This window comes from Thalassospira lucentensis, assembly GCF_032921865.1.
Classification (GTDB): Bacteria; Pseudomonadota; Alphaproteobacteria; order Rhodospirillales; family Thalassospiraceae; genus Thalassospira; species Thalassospira lucentensis_A.
In genome coordinates this window covers 3,059,805-3,074,774 of sequence record NZ_CP136684.1, presented here as the reverse complement: position 1 = coordinate 3,074,774, position 14,970 = coordinate 3,059,805, and the positions used below count along the sequence as shown (strand labels likewise).

The window sequence follows — 14,970 nt, the reverse complement described above, 5'->3', positions numbered from 1 at the left end:
TCAACTTAATCAATTATCCGACAAAAGATTCAGGAGAGGCACCCTATGTCCGATATATACGTCCAATCCGCACACCTAAAAAAGCTTCGAATTGGTACTTTGCGGGCAAAATGGAATGCGTCAGGAACTCGAATTCTTCGATATTATATCGACTTAAATCACATCGAACTTGATCTTCACAAAGAACTAAGCGCTCCAGAATTGGATATACTCCAAAATAAGGTGGATGCCTTAGTCGCCAGTTGGGACAAGAAATATGAAGTATTTCTAACAAAAACAGAGGTCGCTACCAATGCCTATCAAGCAGATAACTTAACCAAAGAATCCTCTGCACTACGCGCAAAAATAGCGGAAATTCTTCGTTACACGCTTTCGGTAGATGATACCGTAGATTGGAATATACTAAGACCGAAAGAAAAGTTTCGGGCAAAGCCATTTCCCGAGCCAAAACCTGAACTCGGAAAGCTTCCTTCACCGCCTAACCCGCCCAAAATTGGTTTTTTTGATTGGCTTTTACGCCGCATCGACAAAATAAAATCTGAGCATGCACTTGCCGTAGAAAAGGCCTCGCAACTCAAGAAACAGAAGGAACAACAGTTTTTAACAAATTTAAAATCTTGGAAAGAAAAAAAAGAAGAATGGGAGCGTACCCAAGTTTTAGAAAAAGAAGCGTTTGAAAATAACTTACAAAAGACAAATGATGACATCGACAAACTGATATCGTCATGGATAGAAGGAGATCCGGAAGCGATAGTAGAACACGCCTCAATTGTATTGGATACATCAAATTACCCAGAATTAATTACAAAAGAGTTTGACCTAGAATATGAACCGATTAGCAAGTTGCTTATCGTAGATTACAAGTTACCAGAACCAACTGACTTACCAATAATAAAGAATGTTCGATTTGTAAAATCCACTGGTGAATTTAAAGAAACACTAATATCACAGTTAGAGCAAAAAAAGATATATGATGACTTGTGCTATCAGATTTGCCTCCGAACAATCCACGAGATTCTGGAAGCAGATAAGTACTCTCATATTGAGAAAATAGCATTTAACGGAATCTGCGACACCATAGACAAAGCGACTGGGAAGGAAATCGTTTCAACAATCTTATCTCTACTGGTCAACAGAGATGAATTTCTTGAAATTAACCTTGCAAAGATTGATCCCAAAGCATGCTTCAAATCACTAAAAGGTGTCGCAGCATCTACTCTTATCGGCTTAACCCCTATCGCCCCGGTCGTATCAATGGATAAAACAGACCGAAGATTTATCGATGCTAGAGAAGTAAGCTTAGATAACTCGGGTGAGACAAACCTTGCCTCTATGCCATGGGATGATTTCGAACACTTGGTAAGAGAGCTATTTGAAAAAGAATTCTCCTCCCGTGGAGGTGAAGTAAAAATAACTCAAGCAAGTAGCGATGGTGGCGTGGACGCAATTGCCTATGATCCCGATCCAATCACGGGTGGAAAGATAGTTATACAGGCAAAACGATATACAAAAACAGTCGGCGTATCTGCTGTACGCGACCTGTATGGAACTACACTATCCGAAGGGGCAAGCAAGGGAATACTAGTAACCACAGCCGATTATGGACCCGATGCACATAAATTTGCATCTGACAAGCCCCTCACCCTGCTAGGCGGGGCCAACTTGCTGCATCTGCTAGAAAAGCATGGAGTAAAAGCAAAAATTGATATTGCAGCAGCAAGGAAGGAACTCGGATTATCTGGCGGCTAAGAACAGCCCACCTGTGAATTGCGCGATGTCAAGGCGGCGGGATGGCTGGACGCTATTATGACGCATTCAAACCTTTGCCTTGGTGCCATGATGAATGCCAAAACCACGCCGATCTCGATCTCCGAACCTGTCATCGTACCACATCCATTCTGGAGCGGCGCGTTTCGCCCGATGTTTCTGTTTGCCGGACTGATTGCGGTTGTGGCCGTGGTCTGGTGGGTCGCGGGGATGGCGCATGGGGTGGCGACACCGTCACTTGGCATGCCATCACTTTGGCACGGGCATGAAATGATTTTCGGCTTTGGCGGGGCAGCGATTGGCGGGTTCCTGCTAACCGCGATTGCCAACTGGACGGAGCGGCCGGGGGTTTCGGGCGGGTTGCTGATGACGCTTGCCGCGTGCTGGCTCATCGCCCGGCTGGCGATTGGCTTTGGCGAGGCATTAGCCCCCGCCCTGACCATCATCAGCGGGCTTGGCTATTTCATCGCCCTTATCGTGATTGCCGGGCGGGAGCTTGTGCTGGGGCGAAACTACCGCAACCTTAAAATCCTTGGCATTCTGGGGCTTATCACCGCCTTTGATGGGGTGTTTATCGCAAGCGCGCTTGGCCTGATCGCGCTTGATGCGATGGTGATTTACCAAAGTGCGATTTTGCTGATCGTGCTTCTGATTGCCCTGATTGGCGGGCGGATCATTCCAGCCTTTACGCGCAACTGGCTGCAACGCGAACAGCCGGATGCCGCGATGCCGGTGATGTTTACGCGTTTTGACGGTGCCTGCCTTACCGCCCTTGCCATCACCATCGTGATCGGAATGGTGGATACGGATGGCGTCATCTTTGGCGCGGCATTGCTGATGACGGCCACCCTGCACGGGTTTCGCATGGTGCGCTGGCGCGGGCACCTGACGCTGCGTGATCCGTTGGTGGCGATGTTGCATTTCGCCTATTTCTGGGTACCGGCCGGATTGGCTTTGTTTGGCATTGCCCATATCTGGCCGGATGTGATTGCGCCGCGTGATGCCCTGCATGGGCTTACCGGCGGGGCGATGGCCTGCATGATCATTGCGATTGGCGGGCGGGCAGCCCTTGGCCATACCGGGCGGGAATTGCGCGCAAGCTGGGCCTTGAATGCGGCATTCGGGTTGGTGTGGATTTCGACCGTGCTGCGGCTTCTGGTCGGGCAGTTCCCGGATGCTTACCTTCCGGTTCTGGCAGCGGCGACTTTATGCTGGCTGGTCGGGTGGCTGGCGTTTCTGATTGGCTATGCGCCGATCCTGATCGGGCCAAGCCAGAAGAAAACACGCGGCATTCCGGTCAGATAATCTGTCCGTGCATGAAAACTGCAACCTTTGCATCACATAATGATCACGCTTCCCAACCCTTGAGAATAGTAGATACGTCAACCTGTAGGTTATATTTTTGAGGAAATTTCTCGCCTAGCGTTACTCCATGCTGACAGCATGCCGATCTGTTGAACGCCACGAGAATTCTCGCCCACGTATGACAATACACGTTGAGTTTTCAATCTATTGCGTCCGGATGAGGGAGGTGACGATGACTTACAGCGTAGGGCAAACCTATTTTGGCTTGTGCATGGCTGCAAACGCGGTAGCCGATATTCAGGTTCAGGCAAAAGAGCCAGGCGACCAGAACGATCTGACAAAATACATGAAGATTGCGCTTTGCGGCGGCGATTTGAAAGCAGCCTCTACGACCGGGCCGTTCAAGGACTGGAAAGGTCCGGAATGGGTTGGATATTTCCCGCAACAGAACAGTGCTCTTGCCGGTGGTGACTGGGAGGTCGTATGGGGCCCGAGTGTCTATATCGAACATCCTTACAAAGAACTTCCCAAACCGCATGGCGGTTATGCCACCAATTCGATGTTTGTCGCCCACAGCAATGAACTTGCGACCTATGTGGTCGCAATCGCGGGCACAAATCCCAAAAACATTTCCGACTGGACCGAGGAGGATTTCGATGTTGCAGCCGAAAAAACATCGCTTTGGCCTCCGAAATTTCCGTTTACCGTCGAAAAGCACGATCCGATAGATCAAACCAAACCGCAGGTTTCAGGCGGAACCGCATTGGGCATCAGCAATTTGCTTATGGAGATGAAAGACCCGAAAACCCGGCAAAGTGTGTCTGACTTCCTTAAAGAGAAGAAAAAACCAACCGAAAAACTAGTCTTTACCGGCCATAGTCTGGGCGGGGCATTGTCACCGGCTTTGGCGTTCTATCTTTACCCCGACACTGACAGTGGCTGGGCCAGTGTTGAAATTTATCCCTATGCAGGCGCAACACCGGGCAATACAGCATGGATCAATGAATTTGCGGCGACCTATCCTCATACCCACGATCATATGAATATCCACGATGTCGTCCCGCATGGCTGGAACATGATTGACGCGATCATATCGCGCACCGGATTTCAGGAATATGACAGCATCTTCGGTGTCATACATGGCCCAGTTGGCGACGAAATGGCTGAGCTGGTCGACAAGGTCAAAAAGTGGCCCGAAGGTGTCGACTACGCCAATATCACCCATGATCTTCTTGGAAAAACCGATTTCTCGGACGCATGGGGTTTCTATAGCTGGACGAACGATAAGACATACGCACCCTATATTCTAAAAACGGATCCGCAATGGCAGAAATGGCCACCCTTTACGAAAGATAACCCGATTACGGATACCAACCCTGAAAACGATGCAACATCAGACAAGTCAGTCGCACAAATTGGTAATTTGATCTTTGCGACACATATTTATCAGTATCACTACATCATGCAGGTTACGCCGGTACAATATTTGCCAAGCATCGATTAAGGTTCTGCATCGAGCAACATCTGGCATCTGATCGGTCAGATCGCTGCTTGACCTGCGGGGCCGCCTAGCCAAAATCAAACAGCGACAGGGTCGGGTTGGATTTGATGTATTCGACCTGCCCCTTATCCGCATCCCCGGTGCAGTGCCAGCCGTGACTCTCGTAAAAGCCATGCGCGCGGATTTTGGGATCGGCATCGGTGGTCAGGGATATATCGTTGCAACCTTTTGCAAACAGCCATTCCTCGGCCACACGCAAAAGTGCCCTTCCCACCCCGCGGCCTTCGAAATCGGGATCAACGAACAGCGCCCATAATGTCGCCTCGTGCGGGATGGCAATGGCAAAGCCCGCCGCCGCCCCGTCCAGATCGGCCACCCACATGCCATAGCCATCAGCAATCCATTTGCCAAAGGCGGCCTTGGTAATGCCCCGTTCCGCCAACTGATCGACGGACAGATGGTTTTCGCGCACCCGGCTTCGGATGGCGAAAATGGCACTGACGTCAGAGGTACTGGCTTTGCGGATTTTCATGGGGTGATTTTGGGTCCAAACGAAACTGGCGGCAATTTAGCCTGCTTTGCCCGAAATGGAAGCAAAAACACCATCAGGATGGTGGTGCCGAAGCCGCAGTTGGCCCGGCCAGACGCACCGGCTGGCGCTTTGGCCCCCATGTGCCGGGGCGCGGTTGGAACACACCTGCGCAATGGGTACCACATTGGGTGCAGGCCCCGTGCGCATCAAGGTTCCAGTCCGATAACTGATACCAGTCCCGCCCGATCAGGATGTGACCACAGTGATGGCAAAAGGTGCTTGATCCCGCCTTGTCATGGACATTGCCGACATAAGCATAGCGAATGCCGTTTTTCATCGCGATCTCGCGCGCCCGGATCAGGGTCGCGGGCGGAGTGCGAGGATGATCCATCATTTTCCAGTCGGGATGAAAGGCGGTGAAATGCATCGGCACGTCAGGGCCAAGTTCACCCGCCACCCATGACGTCATTTCATCGAATTCCGCGTCACTGTCATTCTCGCCGGGGATCAACAGATTGGTCAGCTCGAACCACACCCCGGTTTCATGTTTAAGGTATTTCAGGGTTTCCAGAACATCGGCCAGATGGGCGGAACAAAGCTTGTGATAGAAATCCTCGGTAAAGCCCTTAATATCCACATTGGCCGCATCCATATGGCGGAAGAATTCCTCGCGGGCTTTATCGCCAATATAACCCGCCGTGACGGCGACGGTACGAATGCCGGCCTCCCGGCAGGCCTGCGCCACATCCACCGCATATTCCAGAAAAATCACCGGATCGTTATAGGTAAACGCAACTGCCGAACAGCCATATTCCTTGGCGGTTCTGGCGATCATTTCAGGCGTCGCAAGCGATCCCAGCCTGTCCATTTCACGCGCCTTGGAAATCTCGTAATTCTGGCAGAACTTGCAGGTCAGGTTACAGCCCGCCGTACCAAAGGACAGGATCGGGGTGCCAGGCAAGAAATGGTTAAGCGGCTTTTTCTCGATCGGATCAATGCAAAAGCCCGATGACCGGCCCCATGTGGTCAAAACCACCTGATCACCCTCGCGTGCCCGGACAAAACACAAGCCCCGTTGCCCGTCCTTCAGCTTGCAAAAGCGCGGGCAGACATCACACTGGATACGACCATCCTCAAGATGATGCCAGTATCGGCCGGGAACGGTATCGACTACATTGTTCGCTTGCATAAATGCAGAAAACCTTATTTTCCGGAGCGCCTGTTAGGTTATCATTTAGTGATCAATGCACGGAAAGCGAAAAGCAATCGGGAAAATGTCCAATGCTATTCTTTGAAAGAATGAAAACACAACGCGGAGAGTGGCCGAAGACCTTTGAGAAAAATCATTTTCCCGACAATGCCCGAACACAATGCTGGCAATTGCTTTCACCCAAAATCCGAAATTTTGAGATAATTGTTCGAATTTTGCGACACGCAGTTGGTGTATACAAACTCAACAATGTGGGTTCACCGAGTGCATATTCATCTGAAAGATTCAATTACAGTGCAGAACTCCAAGCTTTTTTGCACAACGGGATGGATGGAGGAAGTTCGCCACAAGATATTGATTATGCGCTTACCACTATTGAGTTAATGGCTCAAAAGTCTGGTTATGACTCAGAAAATGCCATTGACGCGGTTAATTATAGGCTCCGATTAGCCGGAGTTGGGTACAAGTATATAGATGGCCAGCTAATACCCGTTGATGACGAAGAACTAACAAATGACGCAGTTATTCCAACGATAAGCCTTTTGAATAGGGATGAATTCACAGATTCATACAATTATCTGCGTCAGGCTTTTAGTGATTACAAAGAAGGAACCAGTGAAAGTTCTCAGAACGCGATAGACAATACGGTTAAAGCAGTTGAGGCTGCTCTCAAGGTTATTTTCAAGAACCTCGGGATAATCTACGGCGACAAAGATACCTATATGCCATTAATACAAAAAGCGGCAGAAAACGGTCTATTTCCAGCGATTGCGTCCGACAAACTGGCACCTATAACCAATGAGTTAAAAGCACTAGGTGAAATCCGAAATAAAGAGGGCGGTCACGGCGGTCCCGATAAAAAGGTTTCAGACAAGGCGGTTCGCCTTGCGATACATCATGCAACTGCCAACCTTCTATATATCGTTGAGTCATATCTGGAACGGAAACAATAAGCCCTAACACTGGAACATAAATGCCCCTCATCCGTCCTCCCGCCATTGCCGGAACGTTTTATCCCGCAGCACCCGATATGTTGCGTAGCGAGATTGACGGGTTGATCCATGCGGCGGTCGAGAGCCAGACGGAGAATGACACGCCAATCCCCAAGGCAATCATTGTGCCCCATGCCGGGCTGATGTTTTCAGGGGCGATTGCCGGTCTGGGTTTTGCCACGGTTCGGGCGTTAAAGGACACGGTCAAACGGATCGTGATCATTGGCCCGGCGCATCGCATGGCGTTTCAGGGGATTGCGATTGCCAAGGCGGACGGGTTTGCCACACCGCTTGGCGATGTGCGCTGTGATCTGGCCGGGTTGCAGGCCGCCCTTGCATGGCCGCAGGTGCAGGTTCTGGACGAGGCGCACACGCAAGAGCACGGGCTTGAGATCGAATTGCCGTTTATCCAGCGATTGTTTGGCGAAGATGCCGATATCGGCATTGTGCCGCTGCTGGTCAGCCGGTGTTCTGCATGGCAGGTGCATGAGGTGATAGAGGCCCTTTGGGGTGGGCCGGAAACCCTGATCGTGATTTCATCGGACCTGTCGCATTTTCATGATTACGATACCGCCAAACGCATCGACGACAATACGCGCGCAATGATCGAACGGTTTGACGCCGAAAGCATCACAAGCGGCGATGCATGCGGCGCGTTACCGGTTGCGGGCATGTTGATGTCGGCCCGCAAGCGCGGCATGCGGATCAGGACGCTTGGCATGTGCAATTCCGGCGATGTGACGGGCGATAAATCACGTGTGGTCGGCTATGGCGCGTGGGCGGTTTATGCGGGGTCAGCGGATATGCGCGAGGATGCAAAGACGAGCAAATCATCAGGAGGCTTTGTCGGCATGACCGAAAAGCTTCTGGCCGATCACGGGGCCATGATGATCGACCTTGCACGGCAATCGATCTGGCACGGGGTCACGCATGGCGGGCCGCTTCGCATTGATCCGGCATCGGTTTCGCCCGAACTTCTGCAACCGGGTGCGTGCTTTGTGACATTAAAGAAATCCGGCCAGCTTCGCGGCTGCATCGGGTCGGTGATGGCGCATCGCGATCTGGCGACGGACCTTTGTGAAAATGCCTTCAAGGCCGGGTTTGGCGACCCGCGCTTTCCGGCCCTTCGCCAAGATGAATTGAATGACGATCTGGAATTATCCATCTCCGTCCTGTCCCCGCCGCGTGATTTTCCGTTTGAAAGCGAGGCCGATCTGATCGCCAAACTGACACCCCATGAGGATGGCATCATCCTGTCGGATGGCAATCATCGTGGCTTGTTCCTGCCACAGGTCTGGGAGCAATTGCCCGATCCGGCGGATTTCGTGGCACAATTGAAACGCAAGGCCGGGCTTTCGACGGATCACTGGTCGGATCGCATGCGCGCCCAACGGTTTGTCACGCGCGGCATATCGGGCAAGGACATCGCGCCCAGGGATTTCTGGCAGCAACCGCCCCCGATGTCATGAGCAGTGCCGGATCAGACAACATCAATGCCCGTGATGCGCGCTATCGTTATTTCATTGAAAGCGTGATCGCGTGGGAAGGTGTTTGGGGGCTTTATGACAAGGGCTGGCTGTTGTGCCCCGGCAATGATGGCACCCGATATTGCCCGTTTTTCGCAAGCCATGACCATGCCGAAGCGTGGAACGAGATCGCGCAAACCGGCTATGTCCCAACCGCGATCACACTGGTTGAACTGACCGAAAAGCTGTTGCCCGATCTTGCCCGGAACAGGATCGAGCCCGGTATTTCTCCCACCGGCGATGATGGCCCGATCCTGCCGGGGCATTTGGCATTGCATGATGATTTGATGGCCGCGTTAAAGAAATCGATCACCGGCTAGGGATGTGGGACAGCGTTTTCGCAAAGCGCAGCTTTGGCAGGGCCAGTGCCCCATTGCGTTCATAAAACCGGGCAGCATCGATATTCCAGTCGGGCGTTTGCCATTCCATCCAGCCAAGGTTCTGCTGACGTGCCAGATTTTCAAACGCGGCCAGCATCCGCGCGCCAAGCCCGGCCCCACGGCTTTGCGGCGCAAGGTAAAGACAATCCAGATGCAGGAAGCAGGCGGCCTTCCATGTTGAAAATTCGATACTGGCCGCACCATAGCCGACCAGTTCCCCACCCCTGCCCGCCACCATCACGCTCAGGCAGGCATCCGCGCCAAACAGATATCGGGGCAGGTTTTCGGCCAGATGGGCGCGATTGACCTTCTGGCGTTCAAAATCCGCGTGATCGGCAATCAGGTCAATCAGACGGGGCAGATCATTCGGGACGGCGGTGCGGATTTCATACGGCACTGGTGATGACGTCATTGGTGCGATCCGGTGGCAAAGAATAGGATGGGCCGACAGGCAGCGATCCTGTCAGCCCATATTGGCGGGCGGTGGTTACCGTCAAATCAGGCATCCGGTTCCGTCAGGCTGAACCCCTCGTCGATCCAACCGGTCACACCACCAATCATCAGCTTGACCGGCAGGCCAAGGGCGGCCAGCCGACAGGCCGCCTTGTTGGCACCATTGCAATGCGGACCGGCGCAATAAACCACAAAGGTTTTACCGGCGGGATATTCGGCCATGCGGCGTTCGGTCATCTTGCCGTGCGGGATGTTGATCGCGCCTTCGATATGGCCGCCGTGATACAGCGCGGGGGACCGGACATCGACAAGAATGAAATCATCGGCCCCTGATTGCAGGCTTGCATGCGTGTCCCAGCAATCGGTTTCAAATTGCAGCATCGCATCAAAATGGGCACGTGCGATATGCGACGGTGCGGGCGCGGTTTCATTGATCAGGCTTTTCATTCGGGTGGCTCCGTTTGCAATCATCATGGGTAATGGGATGATCGTAACGATTGCCATTTTTTGTGATAGTGGCCAAAATGCCATTATTCGGTAGTTTTTCGCCAAACCGCATTTTAACGGAATCAAATCCGGTCATGCCCGATCATCGTGCCGCAGACATCAAACCAACCGACGCCCTGCATCATGTTGTGGTGCTGGCCTATGACGGGCTTTGCACATTTGAATTCGGCATCGCCCTGGAGGCATTTGCCCTGCCCCGGCCGGAATTTGATTTTCCGTGGTATCGCTGTTCGATTGCGGGAATTGACCCGGAAATCCGGGCGATGGGCGGTTTTCGGGTGGCGACCGATGCCGGGATCGAATTGATTGATCATGCCGATACCGTGATCATCCCCGGCTGGCGCGGGGCGGATGTGATGCCTGATGTGGCACTTTGTGATGCTTTAAGGCGTGCTCATGCCCGCGGATGCCGGTTGGTAAGCATCTGTTCGGGCGTGTTTGTTCTGGCGGCAAGCGGGTTGCTGGCAAACGGGCGGGCGACGACGCATTGGCGATATACCGACCGGCTGCACGCGATGTATCCCGATATCGAGATTGTCGATGATGTTTTATATGTCGAAAACAGCCAGATCATCACATCGGCGGGCAGCAGTGCGGGGATTGATGCCTGTTTGCATGTGATCCGGTCCGATCATGGCGCGCAGGTTGCCAATGTGGTCGCACGGCGGTTGGTGATGCCCCCCCATCGTGATGGGGGACAGGCGCAATATGTCGAAGCACCGGTACAGGAACGACCGGGCAAATCGATTGCAGCCGTTCTGGACTGGGCACGCGGCAAACTGGCCGAACCAATTGAAATCGGCGAAATGGCCGACTTTTCGGGACTAAGCGAAAGAACATTTTTGCGGCGCTTCCGCGAAGGCACCGGCATGGCTCCGCTTAAATGGCTGCGGCGTGAACGGGTATTGCGGGCGATGAAATTGCTTGAAGAAACCAGTTTGCCGCTGGGTGACATTGCCGAGCAATGCGGGTTCCAGTCGATGGAAACATTTCGCATCGCGTTTCGCGATATCGCCCATGTGCCCCCGGCCCGCTATCGTAACCGGTTTCGGGTCAGTCAACCGGCGTGACCGGGCATATCGTCCTGAGGGCAGGTGATTGCGATGATGAACGTGAACAGGAAAGTGAACGTGATCTCGCCATAATGGGACGGTCTTACTGGACGTGATGGGCAAAATTCCCTATGCCCTTTGCACGCAAAAGATTAACCAGACGAGATTGCCATGACGATTGCCCTTCCGGCCGATGCCAGTGCCCTTGAAAACGGGTTGATTGAAATTGCGCGCCGCGCCGGTGCCGCCATGATGAAAATCTATGACACCGATTTCGAAGTCCGGTCCAAGGATGACGCATCCCCGGTGACCGAGGCCGATGACGCCGCCGAGGCGGTGATCCTGCCCGGTCTTCGCGCCCTGACCCCGAATGTCAAAATCGTGTCCGAGGAAAGTGCGGCCGCAGGTGACATTCCCGATGTGAACGGGGATACCGACTTCTTCTGGCTGGTTGATCCGCTGGACGGGACCAAGGAATTCATCAAACGCAACGGCGAGTTTACCGTCAATATCGCCCTGATTGCCAGGGGCGCCCCGGTTCTGGGCGTGGTTTATGCCCCGGCAATTGAAAAGCTTTATTACGGCGGGCCGGATGGCGCGAAGCTGATTGAAGGCAGTGGTGATGGTAACGACAGTACGCGCGCGATCACCGTGCGCGACATGCCGGAAGACGGCGTTGTGGTTGTTGGGTCACGGTCGCATGGCGATCCCGACGCGATGAAGGCGTTTCTCGGTGATCTTGCGGTCAAGGAACTGCGCCCGGCTGGAAGTTCGCTTAAGCTCTGCCTTCTGGCCGAAGGTGTTGCTGACCTTTATCCGCGGCTTGGCCCGACCATGGAATGGGATATCGGGGCCGGTCATGCGGTTCTGGCGGCTGCCGGTGGCGTGGTCGAGAATATGGACGGGACTCGGTTTGCCTATGGCAAGGCCGATTTCCGCAATCCGTTCTTCATCGCACGCAGCCCATCCGTACCGGTGACCTACCAATCCTGATCTATCGCGAAGCGGTAGGCGATCCGAATAACAGAACGATCATAGCGGCTTGTCTTTTGTGCAGCGCACCAAAGACAGGCCGCATTGCATATGGCGCATATCACGATGCATGCCAGACCGCAGAAACCTTGACATTTTTGGCAATTTGAATGATGATCGCGCCATCGCCACACAAAGTGTAGGTGACGTAAATAGCCGCCGGAATCACGGCGACGCGGTCCGGGTCACTGCCGCGGAGCGACCACCGGGCTAGAGCGTAAATGGAGCCGCCATCTTGATGGCGGCTCTGCGCTGTTTGAGGCTAGTTTCCCGGTGCCGGTGTGGCCCGGCGCATCATTAAAAGCAGTACCGATATGCCTGCCGACAGTAGAACAAGGATCGGCAAGGCCCAGCTTCCGACCATCACCAGAAGCGACGTCCCCGCCGACGGGCCGACAATGGCCCCCAGCGTATAGCTTTGCGAGACGATCACCAGAACGCCGACCTGATATCCCTGCCCCCGGCCACTAGCCGCGATCAGGACGGCAGCGGTATAAAGCCCGGCCACCGCAATCCCCAGTGCGAACTGAATGATGGCGGCAAAGATGCCGTAGCCTGCAAGCGCCATCGGCACCGCCCCCGCCAGAAGCAATCCGAAGCATAGCCATGCCAGTTTGATCGGGCCGCTTTTATCGGAAACATAGCCGACAAGCGGCTGACAGATCGTGCCGCCAAACACAAATATCGCCGCCATCCAGAGCCCGGCATCGGCAAGCCCGGTGTCGCGTTGCGATTGCAAGGGCAGGACCGACAAAAAGCAGATTTCGACAAACCCCGCGACAAAGGCAATCAGCACCAGATCCCAATGATCGATCCAGCGCCGGAAAGCTGCCCCGGCTCCCTTTTGGGTCGATGCCATTTCAATGCGCGGCATGGCAAAGGCGCAGAAAAGCGGAATGATGGCGGCCGCAAGGGCAATGCCCGACATGACGAATGCGTCATCCCCAAACCAGCCAATCAGGATCGGCCCCAGAACTATGCCAAGCCCCATCAGGGTTTCATGAAAACCAACCACCCGGCCCATTTTATCGCGCGGGGCCAGTTGCACGATCAGCCCGTCACACACCACCCACCGCAGGATCAACCCCACCCCGGCAAACAGGGTTGCCGGCAGGACAAGAGCCGATTGCGGCGCAAACATCACCACGACAATCAGGGTGAAGAATGACAGGCCGCTGATCAGAAGCGGGATGAAGGGATGGGTTTTGCGCAAAACCGCCGCTACAAAGAAACCGCCGATCAGATCGGCAATCCAGTAAAGCGACAGCATCATGCCGCCATGCCGTTCCCCCAGCCCGGCATTGGTCAGTGCCAGAGGCAAAAGCGTATCGATCACGCCGATCTGGATGATCTGCGAAACAAAGGACGCGAGATTAATCAGGGCCAGCGGTATGGCGATTTTCGGCGGGATGGATGGCATGTGCAAAGGCATAAAAGGCCCTCCTTGCGATGGATTACACCGTTTCGAGGACCTGAGCGGGTGTTTGCAGCAGGCCGGATATCAGGAATGCAGGCTTTGACACGCACCACGTGCGAACCGGGATCAATCATCGGGTTCTTCCTGCGAGCGACACCCTAAACCGGGACGATCATTCGATCAATCCAAACAGCGATAAAGTCGGTTCCAGCTTGTCATTAAGCCCTATCGTCGCTAGGTATTTCACAAGGCTATATTTTTTATGGAATGCTTGATGTCCCCGGCTTTGACGATCCGCCCCTATTCCGAAGGTGCCCTGACACAGGCCGCGGCCAAGTTGCGCGCGGGCGAGCTTGTCGCGTTTCCGACCGAAACGGTTTACGGGTTGGGCGCGGATGCCACCAATGACGATGCGGTTGCAGGCATTTTTGCCGCCAAGCAACGGCCAAGCTTCAACCCGCTGATCAGCCATTTTCCTGACCGCGATGCCGCCTCTCAGCATGCGGTTTTTGATGCGCGTGCCGATAAGCTTGCCGATGCGTTCTGGCCCGGTGCCCTGACCCTTGTTTTGCCCAAACGCGATGACAGCACGGTTTCGCACCTGACCACCGCCGGATTACCAAGCATTGCGGTGCGTGTGCCCGCACATGACATGGCGCGCGCATTATTGCGTGCGGTTGGTCGCCCGATTGCAGCACCTTCGGCCAACCGGTCCGGGCGGATCAGCCCGACGACGGCGGCCCATGTAGCAGCATCCCTTGGCAATGCGATTGGCATGATCTTGGATGGCGGGCCCTGCGGGGTCGGACTTGAAAGCACCGTCATTGATCTTACCACCGATCAGGTGGTGATGCTGCGCCCCGGCGGGATTACGCGTGATCAGGTGGCGGAAGTTCTGGGATGCGACGTCGTGATGGCCGAAACAGATGACAATGCGCCCAAAAGCCCCGGCATGCTGACCAGCCATTATGCGCCCGGCCTTCCGGTGCGGCTGAATGCCGATGCACCAGATCAGAAGAAATATGGCCATGAAATATTGCTGGCATTCGGGGATTGCGTGACCAAGGGGTTTGATAAAGTCCTGTGGCTTTCGAAAACCGGTGATGACCGCGAAGCCGCCGCCAACCTGTTTGCCAAGCTGCACGAAGCCGATCAGCCGCGCTTTGACGGGATCGCGATTGCGCCGATCCCCGATACCGGTCTTGGGCTTGCGATCAATGACAGGATGAAACGCGCCAGCGCGCCCCGCGCCCTTCATCCGACCCCGTAATTCTTCCAACCTCAGCCGAGCGGAAA

14 protein-coding genes are annotated in these 14,970 nt (G+C 54.1%); 9 read left to right on the top strand and 5 right to left on the bottom strand.

Annotated elements, in window-relative coordinates:
- Nucleotides 1-45 precede the first annotated feature (45 nt).
- The 3 genes from R1T41_RS14915 to R1T41_RS14905 all read left to right on the top strand — a co-directional run bounded on the left by R1T41_RS14915 (nt 46) and on the right by R1T41_RS14905 (nt 4,576).
- The gene (locus R1T41_RS14915; RefSeq protein WP_317337661.1) at nt 46-1,749 is read left to right on the top strand and encodes a restriction endonuclease; all 1,704 of its coding nucleotides are present in this window, start codon (nt 46-48) and stop codon (nt 1,747-1,749) included.
- Between the two features lie 57 nt (nt 1,750-1,806).
- A complete protein-coding gene (locus R1T41_RS14910; protein ID WP_317337660.1) occupies nt 1,807-3,072 on the top strand; it encodes an NnrS family protein in 1,266 nt (421 codons plus the stop codon).
- Between the two features lie 232 nt (nt 3,073-3,304).
- Complete coding sequence (locus R1T41_RS14905; RefSeq protein ID WP_317337659.1) at nt 3,305-4,576, top strand: lipase family protein; 1,272 nt, start codon at nt 3,305-3,307, stop codon at nt 4,574-4,576.
- Between the two features lie 64 nt (nt 4,577-4,640).
- Here the strand turns inward: R1T41_RS14905 and R1T41_RS14900 are convergent, their stop codons facing one another.
- Nucleotides 4,641-5,105 carry a GNAT family N-acetyltransferase gene (locus tag R1T41_RS14900; RefSeq protein ID WP_317337658.1) on the bottom strand — a complete coding sequence of 155 codons (465 nt, stop codon included), beginning with the start codon at nt 5,103-5,105 and terminating at the stop codon, nt 4,641-4,643.
- A gap of 73 nt (nt 5,106-5,178) precedes the next feature.
- A complete protein-coding gene (gene amrS, locus R1T41_RS14895) occupies nt 5,179-6,294 on the bottom strand; it encodes an AmmeMemoRadiSam system radical SAM enzyme (RefSeq protein WP_317337657.1) in 1,116 nt (371 codons plus the stop codon).
- A gap of 92 nt (nt 6,295-6,386) precedes the next feature.
- Here amrS and R1T41_RS14890 point away from each other — a divergent pair, with 92 nt between their 5' ends.
- From R1T41_RS14890 to R1T41_RS14880, 3 genes are read left to right on the top strand one after another with little or no spacing between them, the layout of a single operon-like run.
- Nucleotides 6,387-7,268 (top strand): AbiJ-NTD4 domain-containing protein, encoded by an 882-nt coding sequence (locus R1T41_RS14890; protein WP_317337656.1) that lies wholly within the window; start codon nt 6,387-6,389, stop codon nt 7,266-7,268.
- A gap of 20 nt (nt 7,269-7,288) precedes the next feature.
- Nucleotides 7,289-8,776 (top strand): AmmeMemoRadiSam system protein B, encoded by a 1,488-nt coding sequence (gene amrB, locus R1T41_RS14885; protein WP_317337655.1) that lies wholly within the window; start codon nt 7,289-7,291, stop codon nt 8,774-8,776.
- Nucleotides 8,773-9,153: a DUF2750 domain-containing protein gene (locus tag R1T41_RS14880; RefSeq protein WP_317337654.1), complete on the top strand. Its 381-nt coding sequence runs from the start codon at nt 8,773-8,775 to the stop codon at nt 9,151-9,153. Before amrB ends, R1T41_RS14880 begins: the two co-directional genes overlap by 4 nt.
- Here the strand turns inward: R1T41_RS14880 and R1T41_RS14875 are convergent.
- Nucleotides 9,143-9,625, bottom strand: coding sequence for a GNAT family N-acetyltransferase (locus R1T41_RS14875; RefSeq protein WP_317337653.1), 483 nt, complete (start codon nt 9,623-9,625; stop codon nt 9,143-9,145). The two genes, R1T41_RS14880 and R1T41_RS14875, sit on opposite strands and share 11 nt — an antisense overlap.
- Nucleotides 9,626-9,711: 86 nt before the next feature.
- Entirely contained in the window at nt 9,712-10,113 is a 402-nt protein-coding gene (locus R1T41_RS14870; RefSeq protein WP_062952370.1) for a rhodanese-like domain-containing protein, read from the bottom strand.
- A 134-nt stretch (nt 10,114-10,247) separates the two neighbouring features.
- Here R1T41_RS14870 and ftrA point away from each other — a divergent pair, with 134 nt between their 5' ends.
- Nucleotides 10,248-11,243, top strand: coding sequence for a transcriptional regulator FtrA (ftrA, locus tag R1T41_RS14865; RefSeq protein ID WP_317337652.1), 996 nt, complete (start codon nt 10,248-10,250; stop codon nt 11,241-11,243).
- Between the two features lie 153 nt (nt 11,244-11,396).
- Nucleotides 11,397-12,218 (top strand): 3'(2'),5'-bisphosphate nucleotidase CysQ, encoded by an 822-nt coding sequence (gene cysQ / locus R1T41_RS14860; RefSeq protein WP_317337651.1) that lies wholly within the window; start codon nt 11,397-11,399, stop codon nt 12,216-12,218.
- Nucleotides 12,219-12,519: 301 nt separating this feature from the next.
- On the opposite strand, the gene R1T41_RS14855 is transcribed toward cysQ, so the two are convergent.
- Nucleotides 12,520-13,689 (bottom strand): MFS transporter, encoded by a 1,170-nt coding sequence (locus tag R1T41_RS14855; protein ID WP_317337650.1) that lies wholly within the window; start codon nt 13,687-13,689, stop codon nt 12,520-12,522.
- Nucleotides 13,690-13,948: 259 nt separating this feature from the next.
- On the opposite strand from R1T41_RS14855, the gene R1T41_RS14850 reads away from it, so the two are divergent.
- Entirely contained in the window at nt 13,949-14,944 is a 996-nt protein-coding gene (locus tag R1T41_RS14850; protein WP_317337649.1) for an L-threonylcarbamoyladenylate synthase, read from the top strand.
- Nucleotides 14,945-14,970 lie beyond the last annotated feature (26 nt).